The 19,732-nt window shown below is 75.4% G+C and carries 16 protein-coding genes; all 16 read right to left on the bottom strand.

The window, feature by feature from the left end; all coding sequences use genetic code 11:
• Nucleotides 1–19 precede the first annotated feature (19 nt).
• The 16 genes from AB0K03_RS01735 to AB0K03_RS01660 all read right to left on the bottom strand — a co-directional run bounded on the left by AB0K03_RS01735 (nucleotide 20) and on the right by AB0K03_RS01660 (nucleotide 19,624).
• On the bottom strand, nucleotides 20–712 hold the full coding sequence (locus tag AB0K03_RS01735; RefSeq protein ID WP_364678972.1) for a DsbA family protein: 693 nt from the start codon (nucleotides 710–712) through the stop codon (nucleotides 20–22).
• Complete coding sequence (gene fabG, locus AB0K03_RS01730; protein WP_364678969.1) at nucleotides 709–1,458, bottom strand: 3-oxoacyl-ACP reductase FabG; 750 nt, start codon at nucleotides 1,456–1,458, stop codon at nucleotides 709–711. The genes AB0K03_RS01735 and fabG overlap by 4 nt, the downstream gene beginning before the upstream one ends.
• A gap of 12 nt (nucleotides 1,459–1,470) precedes the next feature.
• Nucleotides 1,471–1,986 (bottom strand): beta-hydroxyacyl-ACP dehydratase, encoded by a 516-nt coding sequence (locus AB0K03_RS01725; RefSeq protein WP_364678967.1) that lies wholly within the window; start codon nucleotides 1,984–1,986, stop codon nucleotides 1,471–1,473.
• On the bottom strand, nucleotides 1,983–2,363 hold the full coding sequence (locus AB0K03_RS01720; RefSeq protein ID WP_364678965.1) for a hypothetical protein: 381 nt from the start codon (nucleotides 2,361–2,363) through the stop codon (nucleotides 1,983–1,985). Before AB0K03_RS01720 ends, AB0K03_RS01725 begins: the two co-directional genes overlap by 4 nt.
• Nucleotides 2,360–2,635: an acyl carrier protein gene (locus AB0K03_RS01715; protein ID WP_364678962.1), complete on the bottom strand. Its 276-nt coding sequence runs from the start codon at nucleotides 2,633–2,635 to the stop codon at nucleotides 2,360–2,362. Before AB0K03_RS01715 ends, AB0K03_RS01720 begins: the two co-directional genes overlap by 4 nt.
• Nucleotides 2,636–2,670: 35 nt before the next feature.
• Nucleotides 2,671–3,771, bottom strand: a complete 1,101-nt coding sequence (locus AB0K03_RS01710) for a beta-ketoacyl synthase N-terminal-like domain-containing protein (RefSeq protein ID WP_364678961.1) — start codon at nucleotides 3,769–3,771, stop codon at nucleotides 2,671–2,673.
• A gap of 23 nt (nucleotides 3,772–3,794) precedes the next feature.
• Complete coding sequence (locus AB0K03_RS01705; RefSeq protein WP_364678959.1) at nucleotides 3,795–4,619, bottom strand: SDR family oxidoreductase; 825 nt, start codon at nucleotides 4,617–4,619, stop codon at nucleotides 3,795–3,797.
• On the bottom strand, nucleotides 4,616–5,560 hold the full coding sequence (locus tag AB0K03_RS01700) for a beta-ketoacyl synthase N-terminal-like domain-containing protein (RefSeq protein ID WP_364678957.1): 945 nt from the start codon (nucleotides 5,558–5,560) through the stop codon (nucleotides 4,616–4,618). Before AB0K03_RS01700 ends, AB0K03_RS01705 begins: the two co-directional genes overlap by 4 nt.
• Complete coding sequence (locus AB0K03_RS01695; protein ID WP_364678954.1) at nucleotides 5,557–6,708, bottom strand: beta-ketoacyl synthase N-terminal-like domain-containing protein; 1,152 nt, start codon at nucleotides 6,706–6,708, stop codon at nucleotides 5,557–5,559. The genes AB0K03_RS01700 and AB0K03_RS01695 overlap by 4 nt, the downstream gene beginning before the upstream one ends.
• On the bottom strand, nucleotides 6,705–7,661 hold the full coding sequence (locus AB0K03_RS01690; RefSeq protein WP_364678951.1) for a thioesterase: 957 nt from the start codon (nucleotides 7,659–7,661) through the stop codon (nucleotides 6,705–6,707). Before AB0K03_RS01690 ends, AB0K03_RS01695 begins: the two co-directional genes overlap by 4 nt.
• A 1-nt stretch (nucleotide 7,662) precedes the next feature.
• Nucleotides 7,663–8,439, bottom strand: a complete 777-nt coding sequence (locus AB0K03_RS01685) for an alpha/beta fold hydrolase (RefSeq protein WP_364678949.1) — start codon at nucleotides 8,437–8,439, stop codon at nucleotides 7,663–7,665.
• Entirely contained in the window at nucleotides 8,436–9,416 is a 981-nt protein-coding gene (locus AB0K03_RS01680; RefSeq protein WP_364678946.1) for a beta-ketoacyl synthase N-terminal-like domain-containing protein, read from the bottom strand. Before AB0K03_RS01680 ends, AB0K03_RS01685 begins: the two co-directional genes overlap by 4 nt.
• Entirely contained in the window at nucleotides 9,413–10,582 is a 1,170-nt protein-coding gene (locus AB0K03_RS01675) for a beta-ketoacyl synthase N-terminal-like domain-containing protein (RefSeq protein WP_364678943.1), read from the bottom strand. Before AB0K03_RS01675 ends, AB0K03_RS01680 begins: the two co-directional genes overlap by 4 nt.
• A complete protein-coding gene (locus AB0K03_RS01670; RefSeq protein ID WP_364678940.1) occupies nucleotides 10,579–11,826 on the bottom strand; it encodes a beta-ketoacyl-[acyl-carrier-protein] synthase family protein in 1,248 nt (415 codons plus the stop codon). The genes AB0K03_RS01675 and AB0K03_RS01670 overlap by 4 nt, the downstream gene beginning before the upstream one ends.
• 34 nt (nucleotides 11,827–11,860) lie before the next feature.
• Nucleotides 11,861–12,130 carry an acyl carrier protein gene (locus AB0K03_RS01665; RefSeq protein ID WP_364678937.1) on the bottom strand — a complete coding sequence of 90 codons (270 nt, stop codon included), beginning with the start codon at nucleotides 12,128–12,130 and terminating at the stop codon, nucleotides 11,861–11,863.
• A 90-nt stretch (nucleotides 12,131–12,220) separates the two neighbouring features.
• Complete coding sequence (locus tag AB0K03_RS01660; RefSeq protein ID WP_364678935.1) at nucleotides 12,221–19,624, bottom strand: amino acid adenylation domain-containing protein; 7,404 nt, start codon at nucleotides 19,622–19,624, stop codon at nucleotides 12,221–12,223.
• Nucleotides 19,625–19,732 lie beyond the last annotated feature (108 nt).

Here is a 19,732-nt window from a genome sequence, read left to right as displayed (position 1 = left end):
CGCCCCTATACGGCGTCGGTCAGCCGCAGCCGCCGGCGTGCCCGTCCTCCACGCCCGGCGCCGCCGGCACCGTCACGGGCGGCGGTTCGGTCGGCGCGGCATCGGCCGCCAGCGCGGCCAGGAACGCGGGCAGCCGGTCGACACCCCAGAACTTCTGCCGCCGGTGCACGAAGAACGGCACGCCGAAGACGCCGTCGTGGTCGACGGCGAGCAGAGCGCGTACCCCCTCGGCGCGCAGCCCCGGATCGTCGGCCGCACCGGCCAGCTCGCCGCCGTCGAGGCCGAGCGCCGAGGCCATCCCGGCCACGACGGCCGGATCGCAGATGTCGCGGCCCTGCTCCCAGCGCACCCGCGCGGCCTCGGCGATGAACGCCGGGCCGAGCCCGTGCCGCCGCGCCGCCAGGTACGCCAGGTGCGGCACCTCCCACACCGGATCCCGGTCGACCGGCCAGGTCAGGCCGAGCCCGCGCGCGGCGGCGAGGCGCCGGACGTCCTGCAGGATGTAGTGGTGCTTCTGCCGGCTCATCGGCGTGTACGGGAAGCTGCCGCCGGCCTCCGCCAGCAGCGCCAGGCTCCGCTCGTCCGGCTCGAAGAACGGCACCCACTCCAGCCGGTCCGCGACCCGCGGATGGTGGTCGAGCAGGTCCCGGTACGCGAGGTACGAGTACGGGCTGCGCAGCGAGAAGTAGAACCGCGGCGGCCGGCCCTTCACAGCGCGATGCCGCCGTCGATCTGGAAGACCTGCCCCGTGACGTACGACGACTCGGCCGAGATCAGGTACGACACGAGCGGCGCCACCTCCTCGGGCTTGCCGAAGCGCCGCAACGGGATCCGGCCTAGCATCGCCTTCGCCGCCTTCTCCGACATCGCGCCGGTCATGTCGGTGTCGATGAAGCCCGGCGCGACCGCGTTGGCGCGCAGCCCGTACGGACCGACCTCCTTGGCAAGCGACTGGGTGAACCCGATGACGCCGGCCTTGGACGCCGAGTAGTTGGTCTGCCCGGCGTTGCCCGCGACCCCGGCGACGGAGGAGATCGTGACGACCGCCCCGGCGCCCCGCTTGATCATCGGGTAGAGCGCGGGCCGGCAGACGTTGTACGTGCCGTCCAGATTGGTGCGCAGGACCGAGTCCCAGTCCCCGCCGTCCATCATCACGAGCGGCCGGTCGCGGGTCACGCCGGCCGAGGTGACGATCCCGGCGACCGGGCCGAGCTCGCGTTCCACGGACTCGGCGAACTCCGCGCACTCCGCCCGCTCGGCCACGTCGACCTTGCGAGCGAGCACGCGGCGGCCCAGCCCCACGACGGCCTTCTCGACCTCGTCGGCGGCTGCGACGTCGTTCCGGTAACAGAAGGCGATGTCGTAGCCGTCGCGGGCGAGGTGCATCACGACCGCGCGGCCGATCCCGCGCGAGCCGCCGGTGACGATGACGACGCCGGATCTCTGCTGCTGAGTCATTCCGCTGCCTCCTCAGGCGACGGCGCCGGCGGGCACCGGCGCGGGGATGGACAGGGTCGGCGCGGGCAGGTCGGTGACGTCGCGCAGGGCCACCACGAAGGAGCCGACGCGCAGCAGCGGCTCGCCGTCCACCCGGCTCTCGCCGGCGAGGATCGCGGTGCCGTCGACCGCCTTCACGAGCCGGACGTGGTGCTCGATCACCTGGCCCGGGAACACCCGGCCCTCGACGGCGATCTCCTTGATCGAGCCGGCCAGCTCGACCTTGCCGGCCAGCACGTCCGGGTTCGGCGCCTCCCAGACCGCCAGCAGCACCGCGGACTGCGCCCACGATTCGACGACCAGCGGGATCGGGTACGCGTAGTCCGCGGCCCCGCCGGTGTGGCCCGCGTACACGGGCTCGTTGGCCGACACCGCCTTGCGGGTGGTCATCCGCTCCCCCGCCACGACCTCGGTGACCCGGTCGACGAGCAGGATCGGCGCGCGGTGCGGGATCGTGCGGCTGATGCGCTCCAGGCCGTACGCGCTCATCGGGCCTCCTCCGCGTAGCGCAGGCGCACGTCGGCGACCTTGCCCCGGGCGGTCCGCGCCTCGGCCCGGCAGATCAGCTCGGCGCCGTCCCCGCCGGTGACCGTCACCTCGGTGACCACCCGGTCGCCGGGGTAGACGGGGTGCAGGAACTGGCACCGCGCGACCGCGGTCAGCCGTACGGGCGGGCCGCCGCCGCGCCAGTGCCGCACCGTGCGGTCCGCCGCCTCGATGAGATAAACGCCGGGCAGGACCGGAAAACCGGGGTAGTGCCCGGCGAGCACCGGATCGGCCGGGTCGACGGTGAACGCCGCCGCCGCGCCACCGGCGTCGCGGCGCAGCGGCTCCAGCGCGGTCCCCAGCGGGCTCGGCGTGCTCACCCCTGCTCCCGCAGCTTGCGGCTCAGCAGCTCGTAGGTGGCCTGCAGGGACGTGACGGACGGCAGCTCGGCCTCGTCGAGCCGGACGCCGTACTCGCGCTCCAGCCGGACGGTGATCTCCAGCGCGAGCAGCGAGTCGACCTCGAGGTCGTCGGCGAAGTGGGCGTCATCGGCGATCTCGGCCGGGTCGATGTCGAGGACGGTCGCCACCTGTTCGCGCAGCTCCTCCTTGTCGATCGTCCGGACGCCTGCCGTGCGGGCGGTGTCGGTCATGGTGGTTCTCCGTTTCTTCGTGGGCGGGAAGGGGTTCAGGCGCGCAGCACGACGCAGCCGGCCTGGCCGTCGGGGTCGACGGAGGTGACGAGCACGGTGTCGCCAGGGCCGGCCAGGGCCAGCGCCGCGGCGAGCTGGAACGCCGAGGAGGCGGCCGACGCGTCACCGAGCAGCGGCCGCAGACGTTGCCGGCGCGGCGCGTGACCGGCCAGAACCTCGTCGAGGGCGGCGTCCTCGCGGGCGCCGAGGGCCCCGCCGAGGTCCGAGGGCACGACCAGGCGCACGTCGGCCACCGGCACGTCGGCCTCCTTCAGCGCCTCGGTGACGGCCCGTGCCACGGCATGCTGCGCGCCCTCGGGACGGCTGAAGGCGAGGAACCGCGCGGCGGCGATGGTGGCGAGCGGCGTACGGCCGTAGGAGCGCGCCCGTCCCTCCGGCTCGAGCAGGAACAGCGCGCAGCCCTCGCCGAGCGGGCCCGCGGGCTGGCCGGGGGCGGCGCCGGCGAACCAGCCGCGGTACTCCAGCCAGGCGCGGTCGACGGAGAACTCCTCGACGGCTCCGCAGAGAACGGCCGCGCAGTGGCCCTGCCGCAGCAGCCGGGACGCGTACCGCAGGCCCAGCAGCCCGGTGAGCCGTCCGCCCGCGACGGTGGTGTTGGGTCCCTTGATGGTGTGCCAGATCGCGCTCTGCCCGGCCGCCCGGTTCATCACGGTGTTGGGGAACCGGGCCGGGTCGACGTGGAACGGCTTCTCCCCGGCGAGCGCGTCGCGGGTGAAGTCCATGATGCTCTGCACGCTGCCGTGGCCGGTGCCGAGCACCATCCCGACCTCCTCGGGGGTGTCGGCGGTGAGCCCGGGCCCGGCCGACTCGAGCAGCGCGGCGGTGGTCGCCACGGCGATCGCGGTGGCGCGGTCCATCGAGCGGGTGCCCTTGCGGCCCAGCGCGGTGCGGGCGTCGAAGCCGGGGATGCGCCCGGCGCGGTCGAACGGGCCGGCGGTGCCGGGCTCGGCGGCGGTGACGGCGCAGCGCTGCTCGCGGACGCCCGCCGCGAACATCTCGGCGCCCAGGCCGTACGGCGACGCGGCCGACCAGCCCGACACGACGAGCGGGTCCGCGGGCGGGATCGTGGTGATCATGTGCGACTCCTTAGTCCGCAGGGCTACGACGGGGAGGGTCCCCAGGCGCCGGCGGCCGCGTGGAACTCGCCGCCGTCGACGCCGATCGTGTTGCCGGTGATCCAGGACGAATCCGTGCGCGCGAGCAGCGCCACCGCCTCGGCGACGTCGTCGGGCCGGGTGAGCCGCCCGTGCGGGTTGTTCTCCGCGGCGCGGGCGACGTAGCCGGCGTGCTCGGGGATGCGTTCCAGGGCCGGGGTGACGGTGACGCCGGCTCGCAGCGCGTTGACGGCGACCCGGTGCGGGGCCAGCTCGCAGGCCAGCTGCCGTACGTGCGACTCCAGTGCCGCCTTCGCCGCCGACACCGCGCCGTAGCTCGGCAGGGCCTGACCCACGCCGGCGCTGGTCATCGCGAACACCTTGGCGCCGGGACGGAGCAGGCCGGCGGCGTACAGGTCCTGGGTCCAGTAGACGAGGCTGTGCGCCATCACGTCGGCGGTCATCTCGAGCTGCCGCGCGGACAGCGTCTTGTCCCAGCCGGGCCGCGGCAGGAACGGCACGAGCGAGCCGAAGGCCAGGGAGTGCACGAGCACGTGGACGCCGGTGCCGCCGGTGAGCTCGCGCAGCGCGGCGACGACCCGCGTCCGCGTCTCCCGGCTCGCCGCGTTGGCGTTGAAGAACTCGGCGCGGACGTCGAGCTCGCGCAGCTCCGAAACCAGGCCCGCCACCTCGTCCTGGCGGGCGGCGGTGTCGAAGTGGACGCCGGCCACGTGCACGCCCTCGCGGGCGAGGCCTAGGCAGATCTGCCGGCCGATCCCGCTGGACGCGCCGAGGACCAGGCACCACGTGCCGGAGAGGTTCTTCATCATGGGCGGGGCTCCTGTCCGGGTGGCCGGCGGCGCGCGCCGGGGCGGCACGCCAGGGTGAACGCGAGGTGTCCGTCGTGGACGGCGGTGACGAGCAGGGTGTCGCCGGTCTCGGCGGCGAGAGCGTCGGCGAGGTGCAGCGCCGGGGTGAGGCAGCCGAGCGGCGCCTCGGTGCGGTGCCGGGTCACGGCGGCCTCCGGAAGCACCGCGGGCACCACGCGCGTGACCAGGTCGGCGAGGCCGGAGCCGTCCAGGATCAGGCGCACCCGTGAGCCGGGCGCGAGGTGGCCGGCAACCCGGCGGACGGCGGCGCCGATCGCGGTGGTGGCCCGGTCGGTGCCGAGGGCCGGCGGCGGCACGAAGAGCGATCCCGATCGCAGGACGGGCACGTCCCTGCGATCGGCGCCCGCTTCGAGGACGAACGCGACGGCTCCCTCCTCGCCCGCGTCCTCGCCCGGCAGCCGGTGCTCGGTGGCGGCGACCAGGGCCACGTCGCAACGCCCCGCCCGCAGCGCCCGGGCGCCGGCCTCGAGCGCGTCCATCGCCGCCGTCCGGGGCGACGCCATGGTGAGCGCGAACGCCTTCAGGCCGTGGTCGGCGGCGACCCGGTTGCCCAGCACGTTGACGGCGAAGTACGGCGCGTTCACGGGCGAGAGGCCGTCCGCGCCGTCCGCGCCGGTGACCTGACGGTCCATGTCGTCGAAGAGGCGTGCCAGGCCGCCGTTCGTGGCGAGCACCATGCCGCGGCGGTCCTCGGGGGTGCCGGCCAGGCTCGTGCCCGCGGCGGCGTCCCGGGCGGCGGCGAGGGCGTACTGGGTCGCGGGCGGCAGGTAGCGGTAGCCGCGCGGCCCGAGCCGGGTGCGGTGGTCGAACCAGCCGTCCGCCGGCGTCGTGCCACCGCCGGGCGTCACCACCGCGACCGCGGTCACCGCCACGGCGCTCATGCCGCCTCCAGGACCAGGGACATGTTGTTGCCGCCGAAGCCGTACGCGTTGACGAGCGCCCGCCGCCCGTCCAGCGGCACCGGGCCGTCCTGAGGCAGCGACACCTCGCACTCCGGGTCCTGCTCGTCGAGGCGTACGTTCGGCGGGACGCTGCCGTGCCGCAGGATCTGCGCGGCCGCCACCGCCCCGAGCGCGCCGGAGGCCCCGCCCGCGTGCCCCAGCAGCGCCTTGAGGCTGTAGACGGGCACGCGCCCGGCGCGGGAGCCGAGCACCCGGTGCAGCGCCCGGCTCTCCAGCGCGTCGTTGAGCCGGGTCCCGGTGCCGTGCGGCACGACGCACCCGACCCCGTCCGCGCTCCCGCCCAGCGCCTCGGTCATCGCCCGGACGATCTGGCCGGCCTCCGGCTCGGGCGCCGTGGGATGACCGGCGTCGCAGCTCCAGGCCGCGCCGGCGAGCCGGAGCCCGCGCCCCGGTACGGCGGCCCCTCGCGCCTCGGCGTGCTCACGGGACTCGAGCACCAGCATCGCGGCGCCCTCGGCGAAGACCGTGCCGCCGCGGTGCCGGTCGAACGGGCGGCACCGCTGCGGGTCGACCGCGCCGAGCCGGTTGAAGCAGCCCAGCGCCACCCGCGAGTACGCGTCCGCCCCGCCGGCGACCACCACCGACGCCTCACCGGCCCGGATCATGTCGGCGGCGAGGCCGATGGCGTACCCGCCTGCGGCGCAGGCGTTGGCGATGTCCTGGGCCGGGCCGATGACGCCGAGCGCCGCGGCGACCCCGGACGCCAGGCGGAACGGCGGCAGCCAGCCCTGCCCCGCGGCGTCCCCGCGACGGTCCCGTTCGTTGACGCCCGGCTCGCCCATGCAGCTGCCGACGACCACGGCGATGCCGGCCGCCTCCGCGGGACCGAGCCCGGCGTCGCGCCACGCCTCGCTGGCGGCGGCTGTCGCGAACCGGGTGGCGCGCGCGCCGGTCAGGTCCCCGTCCGGGGCCAGGTGGATCAGCGGGCGGTCCATCCTGGCCGGCGGATCGGCGGGGCGGTCGGGGCGGCGGGTCGCGGCGTCCGTCATGGCCTTCCACAACGCGTCCGCGCCGGTGCCGTGGCACGAGACGGCGCCGACCCCGGTGACCATGACGTCGCCGGTCATGCCGACGTACCGGCCAGGGCGGCGGTCATCCGGTCGTCGAAGGTGACCAGGCTCCAGTCGCGGCGGTTCTCGATCAGCGCGTACCCGTGGGTGATCGTGCCCGTGGAGGTGTGCACCAGCGCGCCGTCGCGCACGACGTACGTGTCCATCCGCGCGGTGTACGTCACGTCCTTGAAGACCTCCTCGACGGTGAAGACCGTGTAGAGGTCCTCCTCCATGCGGGCCTCGTCGAGCACCGTGATCCGCGAGCGCGGCACGACCGGGATCCAGTTCTGCTCGTCCAGCAGGGTCTTGATGGAAACGCCGCGGTCGTCGAGGAACAGGTCCACGACCTCCTCCATGAGCCGCAGGTAGCCGGACATCTGCACGCGCTCGGTGAAGTGGCAGTACCAGTACGGCATCCGCCACTTCCATGCGAAGGCGTTGCTGCCGGCGGTCAGCTGCTTGACGAGGTCGTCCGCGTCGAGGTTCACCTCGGGGGCCGCGACGTCCCAGCCGGGGGCCGCGCCGAGGCGGGACACCACGTTCGGCTGCAGCGCCGGCGGGATCGGCAGGTCTCCCCCGCCGCGCGGGTCGTGGCGCAGCTGCACCCGTACGGTCGAGGTCGCCGCCTTGACCAGGCCCTCCTCCCGGGCGACCTGCAGCACCACGCCGAAGAGCAGCTCGCCGTCGCGGGCGCGCCGGTGCGGGCGGACCGTGGCGGTGACGACGTCGTCGATGTGCAGCGCGTGCACGATGCGGGTGTCGATGTCCACGAGGTCGGTGCACAGGCCGTACGTCTCGTAGATCGCGCCCGGCGGCAGCCCGCCGGTGCGGAGGTGGTTCAGCACCGCCTCCTCGACCAGGTAGTTGACGTGCTTGAAACCGATCCAGGTGCAGATGTTCGAGCCCTCGTAGCGGGGCCGGATCGTCAGCTCGGACGGCTCCGTCAGCGCGGCGGTGGTCAGGGTCACGTCAGCTCCTTGAGGTGGTGGTCGGGCGGGAGAGCTCCCGCAGCAGGTCCCCGGCGACGCCGGCGCAGCGCGCGGGCCGCTCGGCCATCGGGAAGTGGCCGCAGCCGGCGAGGATCTCCAGCCGGGCGTCGGGCAGCCGCGCCGCGAGGGCCTCGGCGTCGCCCGGCGGCGCACAGAAGTCGTCGGCGCCGGCCACGATCCGCACGGGCAGATCCAGCGCGGCGACGTCGAGGAACGGCGTACGCAGGTACGCCTCGAAGAACCGGGTCCAGCCGTACGGGCCGACCCGGTCGCGGACCCGCCGGGCCATCTCCGCGACGACGTCGGCGCCGAGCCGCTCGCCGGCCCGGACGCGCAGCCCCTCCTCGAGGATCCGGTGGAAACCGTTGAGGTACGTCGAGGCGGTGTCCCACGTGAAGTCGCCCGCAGTGGCGCGGTGGAACGGCGCGAGCACCATCGCGGCCCGGGGACGCAGCACGCTGCGGGCCAGCCACTCCAGGGTCAGCGGCACCGCGAACGAGTGCGCGACGACGACGTCCACCGGGCCCGGCACCGCCGCCAGCGACCGGCCGACCAGGTCGGTGGGGTCGCCGCGGTGGCTCCACGCCGGGTCGCTGAGCGAGCTCCACGGCAGCCGGGCCGTCCAGACCTCGGCGCCGCCGGGCAGCGCGTCCGTGAACGACTCCCACACCGCGTCGTTGCCGGCGAGCCCGGACAGCAGCAGCACCCGCTGCGGTGAACCCGCGCCGGCCCGGCGGACCAGCCGCGCGGCGGTCACGGCGCGTACGAGGACAGGACGACCGCTGCGGCCGCGTCCTCGCCTCCCGCGTCGCCGATGCCGGCGGTGGCCAGCACGGACCCGGCGTGCGGGCCGCAGAGCCACGCCACCGCGGCCACGCACTGCAGGACGCCGAGCGCGCCGGAGGCGGGTCCGTACGCCGTGGACAGGTCCACGCGGTGCGCCCCCGTCACGACGTCCCCCGTCGGATCGGACCCGCGCTCCGGCACGCACCACAGCCCGACCGGCACCGCGCCCGCGGTGACCCGGGCGACCGCCGTGGCGAGCGAGGCCCGGCGCGCGTAGCGCCCGACGACGGCCTGCGGCCGCGCGCCCCGGTCGAGGGCCGCCGGCTCGGCCTCCAGCACCAGCGCGGCCGCGCCGTCGAACGGATCCGCGGTCATGCCGGAGCCGGACAGCACGTGGCGTACCGGCGCGTTGTCGGGTTCCACGCCGGCGACGAGCACCCGGTCGGCCCGGCCGGCCGCGATCAGCGTCGCCGCCCAGTGCACGGCGTCGAGGCCGGACGTCTGTCCGTTGGAGAGGGTGAGGTTCGCGCCGCGGAAGCCGTACGTGATCGCCAGCCAGGACGCGATGACGTTGCTGGAGGTGGCGGGCAGCGTCATGGGGCTGGTCCCCAGGTACGTGTGCTCCGCGATCGCCTGCACGGTGTCGCAGACCGTGTCGACGTTGCCGAGGTTGCTGCTGACCACCACGCCGACCCGGTCGCCGGGCACGGCCGCGCTGTCGTCCGCGCCGAGCAGACCGGCCGAGCGCAGCGCGTCGCGCCCGGCCACCAGGGCGAGCTTGGTCGCGCGGTCCTTGTAGCGCAGGCCGCGTCCGGAGAGCCGGCGTACCGGGTCGGGGGCCGGGTCCCGCCGGTCCCCGGGCGGCTCCAGCAGATCCCCGGCGTCGCCGAGACCCGCGACGGCGAGGCCCCAGCCAGTCACCACCACCCGGCGGCCGTCGCCCGTCATGCCGCGCTCCCGGCGTGCTCGACGCTCTCGACGACCGCGACGGCGTTGAGGCCGCCGAAGCCGAAGGAGTCGATCTGCGCCAGCCGCAGGGGCTCCGGGGGCCGTACGGCGGCGCCGCGGACCAGCCGGAACCCCGAGACCGCCTCGACCGGGTCGGTGAGGCCCAGCACCGGCGGCACCACGCCCCGGCGCATCGCCAGCACCGCGGCCACCAGGCTGTGCAGCCCGGAGGCGCCCGCGGTGTGCCCGGTCATGCTCTTGATGGCGGTCATGTACGGCATCGGCTCCACCCCGGCGAAGACGGCGCTGACGGCCTCGGACTCCGCCTCGTCGTTGAGCGGCGTGCCGGTGCCGTGCAGCATCACCAGATCGATGTCCGCCGGCGTCACGCCGGCCCGGCGGTGGGCCTCCGCGGTCACCGCGGCGATGCTCTTTGCCTCCGGGGCGGACGGGTGGTAGGCGTCGCAGTTGACGGCCACTCCGCGGACCCGGGCGTGGATGCGCGGGGCGGGGCCCGGCCCGTCGGCCTCGCGGCGCAGCACCACCGCCACGGCGCCCTCGCCCTGCAGCATGCCGCGGCGGTTGCGGTCGAAGGGGCGTACCCGGTCCGGGGCCTCGGGATAGCAGCGGTCGAGGAGCCCGTATGTGCTCTCGGTCAGGGTGTCCACGCCGGCGACCACGACCGTGTCCGCGTGCCCGAGGTCGAGCAGGTCCGCGCCGAGGGCGAGCGCGTAGAGGGACGCGGAGCACGCGTTGACCACAGTGTGCGTGTCGGCCGCGCCGAAGTGCCGCCGCAGCGCCGTGCCGAAGTGCAGATCGTGGACGTCGAAGGGAACCTTGTCGCGCCAGCACAGCTCGACCGAGCGCAGCTCGCGCAGGGTGGTGCCGACCAGGACCGGCACCTCGCTCAGGTCCGCGCCGAGTCCCGCGTCGGCGGCCGCCGCCCGGACGGCCTCCACGAGCCACCGGGTGGCGCGCAGCGGCTCGTCCGCGCCGGGCTCCGGCCGGTCGTCGATCTCGTACGCCACCCGCGCCCGGAACCGGCTGCGGTCGAAACCGCGCAGCTCGGCCAGGCCGGTGCGGCCGGCGATCAGCGCGGAGACCATCGCATCCGCGTCCGCGCCGACGCTGGCCAGCGCCCCCATCCCGGTCACGATCCAGCTCATGCCGCGCTCCGGTACCGGCGCATGATGAGCACCGCGTTGTTGCCGCCGAAGGCCAGCGCGTTGTTCTGCACGATGTCCAGCTCCATGTCGAGGGCCTCGTTCGGCACGCAGTCCACCGCGCACTCCGGGTCGGTGACGCGGTGGTTGACGGTCGGCGGGATGAAGCCGCGGGACACCGCGATGGCGCAGGCCGCGGCGGCGACCGCGCTGGCCGCGCCCATGCTGTGCCCGATCATCGACTTGATCGAGACGGTGCGCGGGACGGCGTCGTCGCCGAACACCTGCCGCAGCGCCCCGCACTCGGTGACGTCGTTGGCCTTGGTGCCGGTGCCGTGCGCGGAGACGAAGTCGATCTGCCCGGCGGTGACGCCCGCGTGCCGGTGCGCGTTGCGGACCGTCCGGGCGATGCTGTCCCGGTCGGGCGCCACGGGGTGCAGCGCGTCGCAGGCGAGGCCGTACCCGAGCACCTCCGCGTAGATGTGCGCGCCGCGGGCGAGCGCCGAGTCGAGGCTCTCCATCACCAGGATCCCGGCGCCCTCGCCGGTGAGGATGCCCTCGCGGTCACGGTCGAATGGGCGGCACAGCTCCGGTGCGATCGTGCCCAGCCGGTAGAAGCCCGTGAACGTCTTGCGGCACATGGCGTCCGCGCCGCCGCACAGGGCGATGTCGACGTCGCCGCTGCTGAGGGCGTCGTACCCGGATCCGACCGCGTAGTTGCCGGCCGCGCACGCGGTTGGGATCGTCACGGCCTCGACGTCCTCCAGGGCGAGCTCCCGGACGATGCCGGCGGAGAGCCGGCCGGCCGAGACCCGGCGGGCGCGGACCGGGTCGTAGGACTCCGGCCCGTCGCGCAGCCCCGCCTCGACCAGCTCGTCGAGGTCGCGGGACTCGCCGTCGGTGGTGCCGACGGAGACCAGGCAGCGGCGGGCCCGGACGTCGTCCTCGGTGAGGCCGGCGTCGGCGACCGCCATCCGCGCGGCGGCCACCGAGAACTGGCTCGCCCGGCCCAGCTCGGCCGGGTCGAGGCGCCGGATCCAGGCGCCCGGCTCGAAGTCGCCGACCTCGCAGCCCTGGGCGTGGGCGAAGCCGGCGGTGTCGAAGGCGGTGATCGCCTTGACGCCGCTGCGCCCCTCCCGCAGCCCGGATGCGAACGCCTCGACGCCGGTGCCGATGCTCGTGATGACGCCGAGTCCGGTGATGACGACCCGGCGGCGCGTGCCGCCCGGTGCTGGAGCGTGCTGCATCTTCCCTCCCGTCTGCCGGTCCCCGGCGGCGGCGTCAGCGGCGCGAGGCCTGCTCGACGACCTGGTAGATGCCCTGGAGGTTGACCATGCGGCTGAGCTCGGCCTGGTCGATGGTCACGTGCTGGCTGCGCTCGAGGGCCGCGAGGATCTCGATGGCGCTCAGCGAGTCCGCCTCGTGGTCCTCCTTGAAGAGGCTGGTCTCGGTGACCTCGTCCTCCTCGAGCTCGAGGATGTCGCAGACGATCGTCTTGATCTCCTGCTTGCGGTCGGCGTCGAGGCCTTCGGTCAGGTCGGCGTTCGGCATGTCGGCTCCGTTCGGTCGCGGGACGCGCCGGATAGGAGGGCGCGCCCTGTGTCGGGCAGGTCGAGAGTGCCGCCGGCGGCTATACGCGCCCTATACGACGGCGGGGTCGGCCGCGCCCGCGCCGGTCCAGCGCGCGGCGGGCCCGGCCGTACCGGGGCGGCGCAGGGCGTCGGCGACCAGCGAGGCGATCCGCTGCCCGGACTCGGCGTTGGTGAGCACGACGAAGCCGGCGCCGCTGTCGAGGCGGGTGAACGTCCCGGCGCGGTAGCCCGCGGTCCGGCCGCCGTGGCCGTACTCGGTGTCCGCGCCGGTGTCGTCGACGACGGTGCCGAGGCCGTAGAAGCTGCCCGGGTGCCAGACCGTCAGCAGCTGCTGGGCGAGGGAACGCGGGAGCAGGGCCCCGGGCTCGCCCCGGCGCGCACGGCGGATCTGCAGCGAGAGCTCGGCCAGGTCGGCCGCGCACGTCCACAGGCCGCCCGAAGCCGCCTCCGCGCGGGTACGCCACCCGTCCGTCAGCGGCCTGCCGTCGCCGTCGTGCCCGAGCGCGGCCGGATGCACGCTCCGCTCCGGGAACCACTGGTCGAAGCTGGTGGCGACGAGGCCGAGCGGTACGCACACCAGCCGCTCGACGAGCCCCGCGAACGTCTCCCCGGTGACGTCGCGCAGCACGAGCTCGACGACCGAGAAGTTGGCGCTGCTCTTGCGGAACTCCGAGCCGGGCGGCGCGTCGGGCCGTACGGCCGCCAGCACCTCGGTCAGCGACGGGAACGGCTCCTCCGGTCGATAGTGGACGGCCGGTGTCCACGCGAACCCGGACTGGTGGCTCATCAGCTCCCGCAGGGTCACGGCCGGGCCGGGCACCCGCCACGAGGTGAGGTAGCGGTTCACGTCCGCGTCGAGGCTGAGCACCCCGTCGGCCACGAGCGCGAGGACGGCCAGCGCCGTGACGTGTTTGCTGATGGACCCCACGCGGAACGGCGTCTCCGGCGTGACCGGCACGCCCGCGCCGGCGGCGGTGACGCCGTACCCGTCCAGGGCCACCACTTCACCCTCGTGGAGCAGGGCGACGGCGGCGCCCGGGACCCGGTGCTCGGCCATCTCCGCGAGCAGCCGGGCGGCGTCCACCGCGGGCGCCGCCGGCCCCGAGCTGACCGGTGCGGGTGGTGCTGCCGGGACGGCGGGCCCGAGGGCGTCCACCGCGGCGGCGACCTCGGCGAGGCTGTCGTACTCGTAGAGCATGCGCAGGGTCAGCGGGAGACCGGCGCGCCGGCCCTCGGCGATGACCTCGATGACCTTCAGCGAGTGGCCGCCGAGCGCCGCGAAACCGTCGCGGGAGCCGACCCTCGGCACTCCGAGGACCCGGGACCAGATGCGGGCTATGCGCTCCTCGGTGGGCGTGACCGGGGCGACGTACCCGGCGCCCGGGGCCGGACGCGGTGCCGGCACGGGCAGCGCGCCGCGGTCCACCTTGCCGTTGGCGTTGAGCGGCAGCCGTTCCAGCCCGGTGACGGTGGCCGGGAGCAGGTAGGCCGGGAGCCGCTCGGCCAGGTGACCGTCCACATCGGGCGGTGCCGACGGCGTCACGTAGGCGTGCAGCTCGCCGTCGCGTGCGGCGACGAAGGCGTCGGCGATCCGCGGGTGCTCCCGCAGCGCCGCCGCCACCTCACCGGGCTCCACGCGGTGACCGCGGATCTTCACCTGGTCGTCGGCACGGCCTAGGAACTGTAGGTCGCCGCCGGGGAGATGGCGGACCAGGTCACCGGTACGGTACAGCCGCGCCCCGGCCGGGCCGTACGGGTCGGGGACGAAGCGCGCGGCGGTCAGGGCGGGGTCGCCGGCGTACCCGCGGGCCACGCCCGTGCCGCCGACGTAGAGCTCGCCAGGGACGCCGGGCAGCATGGGCCGCAGACCGCCGTCGAGGACGTGCACGGTCATCCCGGGCAGCGGCCGGCCGATGGGCAGCACGCCGGCGTCGGCGCCGGCGGGCACCGGGTGCACGGTGGTGCCGACGGACGCCTCGGTGGGGCCGTACTCGTTGACGAGCCGTGCCCGCGGCGCCAGCGCGCGCCACCGCCGCAGGGTGTCCCGGGTGAAGGGTTCCCCGGCCACCACGACGACGGGGGCGAGCGCCTGCGCCTGCCCGGGCGTCAGCTGGTGCGCGAGCACGTCGAGGTGGCTGGGCGTGAGCTTGACGAACGAGTACGGCGCCCGCGCGGCGAGCCGCTCCCCCAGGTCGGCAAGCCCGGCGCCGGGCGGCAGCACGTGTACGGTCTGCCCGCTCGTCAGCGGCGCCCACAGGTTCGGCACCACGAGGTCGAACGCGACCGACGAGAACAGTGGCGCGCCGCTCGTGCCGCGTGCGGCGAGGTCGCGGGCCGCCCAGGCGACGTGGTTGGCCAGCCCGCGATGGGTGACCTCGACGCCCTTGGGCCGCCCGGTCGAACCGGAGGTGAAGATGACGTAGGCGACCTCGTCGGGGTCGTCGGCCCGGCGCGGCGGCGCACCGGCAGGCGCCTCGCGAGCGGCCGCGCCGGCCAGGACCGGGTCCAGCGGGCCGAGGCGGTCCGCGTACGCCGGCTCGCTGACCGCCGCCGTGACGCCGGCCGAGGCCACCATCGCGGCGACGCGCCGGGCCGGGTACGACGGGTCCACCGGCACGTACGCCGCCCCGGCCTTCCACACGCCGAGCAGGGCGGCGGGCAGGTCGGGGCCGGGCTCGAGCAGCACCGCGACGCGGGCGCCGGGCCGCACACCGCGGACGTGCAGGGCATGAGCCAGCCGGTCGGCGCGTGCGTCCAGCTCCGCGTACGTGAGCGTGGTGGCGCCGAAGGTGACCGCCACGGCGTGCGGGGTCCGGGCCGCCTGCTCCTCAACGAGGCGCGGCACCGCGGCGAACGGAATCGCGAGACCGGTGTCGTTCACCGCTGCCAGCAGCTGCCGCTCGGCGGGCTCCAGCAGCGGCACGGCCGCGTCACCGTCCGGGTCGGCCGCCATGCACTCCAGGACCCGGCGGAACAGCGCCGAGATCCGCCGGGCGTACGGGCGGGTCAGCACCCGCGTGTCGGTCTTCAGGCTCACCCGCCGCCCGACGGTCGTGACCGCCAGGTCGAACTCCGTCTTGCCCGGCGCCATGACGCTGTCCGCCTCGACGGCGTCGCTCTCCAGCCGCGCGAAGTCGACGTGGTTGATGACCACGCGGACCAGCCGCCGGCCGCCGGCGTCGCGCTGCATCTGCGGCATCGGGTACCACCGGTGCGGCCACAGCCGGGCCTCCCGGTCGAAGGCGGCGCGGACCAGGTCCCGCCACGTGCCGGCCGGCGCGTCGAAGGGGAACGGCACGGTGTTGAGGTGGACGCCGTACATGCGGTCCGCGCCGGCGACCTCCGGCCGGGTGTGCACCACGACGCCGGAGCTGAAGCGCTCCTCGCCGCCGAGCCGGCCCAGGACCGCGCCGTACGCCGCCACCAGCACGCTCTTGAGCGACGCCCCGGCCGCGGCCGCCAGCCGGCGCAGCCGCTCCTCCAGGTCCTCGAAGCCGAACGTGACCCAGAAGTGCTCGGCCGGCCGGTCCGGCTCGCCCCAGCCGGCGGGCAGCGCGAACGCGGGCCGCTCGGCGACCACCCCGGCCCAGAACTCCCGGTCGGCCGGCTCGCCCAGGGACGTCAACTCGGCCGCGACCGAGTCGGCGAAGCGCACGCCCGGGCCGGTCCACGCCGCGGGGGCGCCGTCGCGCCGGAGCTGGGAGTAGACCTCGAGCAGCTCCTTGAGCAGCGAGTGGTAGCTCCAGCCCTCGACGATCCCGTGGAACTCCGACGCCGACAGCCACCAGCCGTCGTCGGTGCGGTGGGCGGTCAGCCGCAGCATCGGCGGCGCCGTCAGGTCGAAGACCCGGGCCCGGTCCTCGTCGTGGAACGCGTGCAGGTCGCGCCGTACCTCCGCGGCGGTCCGGCCGCGCAGGTCCCGCACGGCCACGGGAACCTCCGCGGCCCGGTGCACCAGCTGCATCGGTACGGAGAACCGCTGCAGGTCGAAGGACGTCCGCACCACGTCGTGCCGGTCCGCGACCACCCGGGCGGCCGCGCGCAGCGTGTCCGCGCACAGCTCGACGCCGTCACGGATCCGGGTCGTGGCCACGTTCTGGTACGTGTTGAACCGGTCGTGCGCGAGCATGTCGACGACCATGCCGACCTGGGTCTGCGTCAGCGGGTACGCGTCCACCACCCCGTCCGGCAGCCGCTCGCGGTCCGCCGCGCCGAGCAGCTCGAACGGGCGCACCGGCGTCCAGCCGCCCGCCCGGCCCCGGCCCGCGGCGGCCCGGCACAGCGCGGCGACGGTCCGGTGGTCGAACACGTCGCGGATCGTCACGTCGTGGCCCTCCGCGCGCAGCGCGCCGACGAGCGCCACGGCCTGGATCGAGTCGCCGCCCACGTCGAAGAAGCTCGCCTCGACGTCCACCTCGGCCAGGCCGAGCACCCGGGCCCAGATCCCGGCGAAGCGGCGCTCCGCATCGTCGCGGGGCGCGACCCGGCCCTGTGCCGTGGCGGCCGGCGCGGGCAGCGCCCGCCGGTCCAGCTTGCCGTTCGGGGTCAGCGGCATCCTCCCGACGACCACGAACGCGGCGGGCACCATGTGCTCCGGCAGCGCGGCCCGCAGATGGGCCCGCAGCTGCGCCGGCGTGGGCGCCTCCCCGTCCGCGACGACATAGCCGACCAGCCGCGGGCCGCCGGGACCGTCCTCGCGGGCCACGACGGCGGCGTCGCGGACGGCGGGATGACCGGCGAGCACGCTCTCGACCTCGCCCGGTTCGATGCGGAAGCCCCGGATCTTCACCTGGTCGTCGGCGCGGCCGAAGAACTCCAGCTCCCCGGAGGGACACCGGCGGGCGAGGTCGCCGCTGCGGTACATGCGGCTGCCGGGAGGGCCGTACGGGTCGGGCACGAACCGCTCGGCGGTGAGCCCGGGCCGGTGCAGGTAGCCCTGAGCCACCCCGGCGCCCGTCACGTACATCTCCCCGACGACCCCGGTGGGCACCGGGGTGCCGTACGCGTCCAGCAGCCGGATCGCCACCCCGGACAGCTCACGGCCGATCGGGTTGCCCGCGCGCTCGTCCACGTCGGCTCGGGTGACGGTGTGCGCGGTGGCGTGCACGGTGACCTCGGTGATCCCGTACATGTTCACGATCGCCGTGCGGTCCGGCGCGATCCGGTCGAACCACGGGCCGAGCTCGGGCACCGCGAGCCGCTCGCCACCGGTCACGACCGCGCGCAGCGCGAGCCCGGCGGCCCTCGGGTCGTCTCCGGCGACGGCCGGCACGAGACCGCGCAGCGCCGACGGCGTCTGGCACAGGACGGTGACGCGCTGCGCCACGAGCAGCTCCAGCAGGTCGCCGGGCGAGCGGGCGGTGTCGAGATCCACGACGACCAGACGGCCGCCGTGCAGCAGCGCGCCCCACATCTCGTACACGGAGAAGTCGAAGGCGACGGAGTGGAACAGCGTCCACACGTCGTCGCCGCCCGCGGCGACGTGCTCGGCGGTGGCCGCCATGAGCCGGCAGACGTTGCGGTGCGAGACCACGACGCCCTTGGGACGCCCCGTCGATCCCGAGGTGTGGATGACGTACGCCGGGTCGTCCGGGTGCGGGGTCACCGAGGGCGCCGCGGCGGGTATCGGGTGCGGGGCATCGAGCGATATCACGGTACGGCCGGCGCGGGGAGGAACGGTCCCCGTGTCGGTGAGCACGATCCGCGCCGCCGTGTCGGCGAGGATCAGCTCGATGCGGGACGCGGGTGTCGCCGGGTCGAGGGGCACGTACGCCGCCCCGGCCTTGAGGACGCCCAGCAGCGCGGGCATCAGCAGCGGACCGCGCGGGAGTAGCACCGCCACGAGGCTGCCCGGGCCGCCGCCGTACGCCGCCACGAGCCCGGCGACCCGGTCGGCGGCGGCGTCCAGCTCCCGGTAGGTCAGCTGCTCCGCGCCGCAGGTGACCGCGATCGCGTCCGGGGTCCGGGCCGCCTGCTCCTCGAAGCGCCGGGCCAGGGTCCGGTCGTCCGCGTCGCCGGGCACGAGGGGCGCCTGCTCCTCGTCGTCCGACAGGTCCAGCATGGACAGTGGCCGGTCCGCAGCGGTCACGGCGGCGTCGAGGAGGCGCACGTACTGCGCCAGCATGCGCTCCGCGGTGGACTCGTCGAACAGGTCGGTGGCGTACTCCAGCCGGATCCGGAGGCCTCCGGACGAGCTGCGGTCGACCAGCATCGACAGGTCGCAGCGGGCCTTCGCGATCGGCGGCACGGCCTCGGTCATGGTGACCCCGGGCAGCCGGTAGTCGGTCTCGGTCTCGTCCCGCAGGGTGAACAGCGCCTGGAAGACCGGGGTCCGGGAGAGGTCGCGGCCGGGTTCCAGCTCCGCGGCCAGCAGCGGGAACGGCACCCGCTGACGGTCGAACGCGTCGAGCACCGTCGCGCGGCCCTGCGAGACCAGCTCCGCGAACGTGGGGTCGCCGGTCCAACGGGCGCGCAGCACCAGGCTGTTGACGCCGTACCCCAGCATCCGCTGCCATTCGGGGCGGGTCCGCAGCGAGGACACGGTGCCCACGGCCACGTCCGTACGCCCGGCCCACCGCCCGAGCAGCACCTGGAAAGCGGTGAGCAGCACGGTGAACGGCGTCGTGGCGGCGGCCGAGGCGAGGTCGCGTACCGCCTCGGCGGTCCGGGCCGGGACCGGGGCCGCGACCGTGCCCGCCCGGTCTCCTCGCAGCGGTGGACGCCGCCGGTCGGTGGGCAGGTCGAGCGGTTCCAGACCGGCGAGCTGCCCGCGCCAGTACGCCAGGTCGCCGGCGAGCGCCTCTTTGGATGTCTGTTCCCGCTCCCACCGCGCGTAGGCGGCGTACTGGGTGGCCGGTGGCAGGGAGTCGCCGCGGTACAGCGCGCCCAGCTCCTCGGCGAAGATCCGCGTCGACCACGCGTCGCAGGCGATGTGGTGCGCCACCACGAAGAGGATGTGCTCACGCGGGCCGCAGGCGAGCAAGGTGCCGCGGAGGGGCCACTCGTTCTCGAGGTCCATGCAGCGCGCGCCCTCACCGGCGATCCAGCGGCCGGTGGCAGCGTCGCGCTCCCTCTCGGGGACGCCGCTCAGGTCCGCCACGGCGAGCGTGCCGGACCGCGGCGGGTCGGCCACCTGCACCGGCTCGCCGTCGCGCAGCAGATACCGGGTACGCAGGATGTCGTGCCGCCCGGTCAGCGCGTCCCACGCGGTGTGCAGCCGCGGCACGTCCAGCGTCCCGGTCAGCCGCAGCGCGACGGTCACCAGATACTCGTCGCTGTCCGGGCGCAGCCGGTGATGGAACCACATCTGGCGCTGCCCGGCGGAGAGCGGCAGGGGACCCCCGGGCTCGGGCGCGGCGGCCCGGGCGGGCGCCCCGCGGCCCTCGAGCCGGCGCTGCAGCAGCGCGGCGCGACGTTCGGCGGCCGTTGCGGGGCGCGCGTGACCGGTGTCCATGTCAGCTCCTTCGTCGCCGGTGCGGTACCGGCCGCGGTCCGCCGCGCGAAGGGGCACGAGCTGCAGCGGACGGCTCGGCCGATGGCCTCACCGAGCGTCGGCGAAGGG

The organism is Actinoplanes sp. NPDC049316 (assembly GCF_040677315.1).
GTDB lineage: Bacteria > Actinomycetota > Actinomycetes > Mycobacteriales > Micromonosporaceae > Actinoplanes.
The sequence above is the reverse complement of the archived record's forward strand: the minus strand, read 5'-3'. Positions and strand labels throughout refer to the sequence as shown.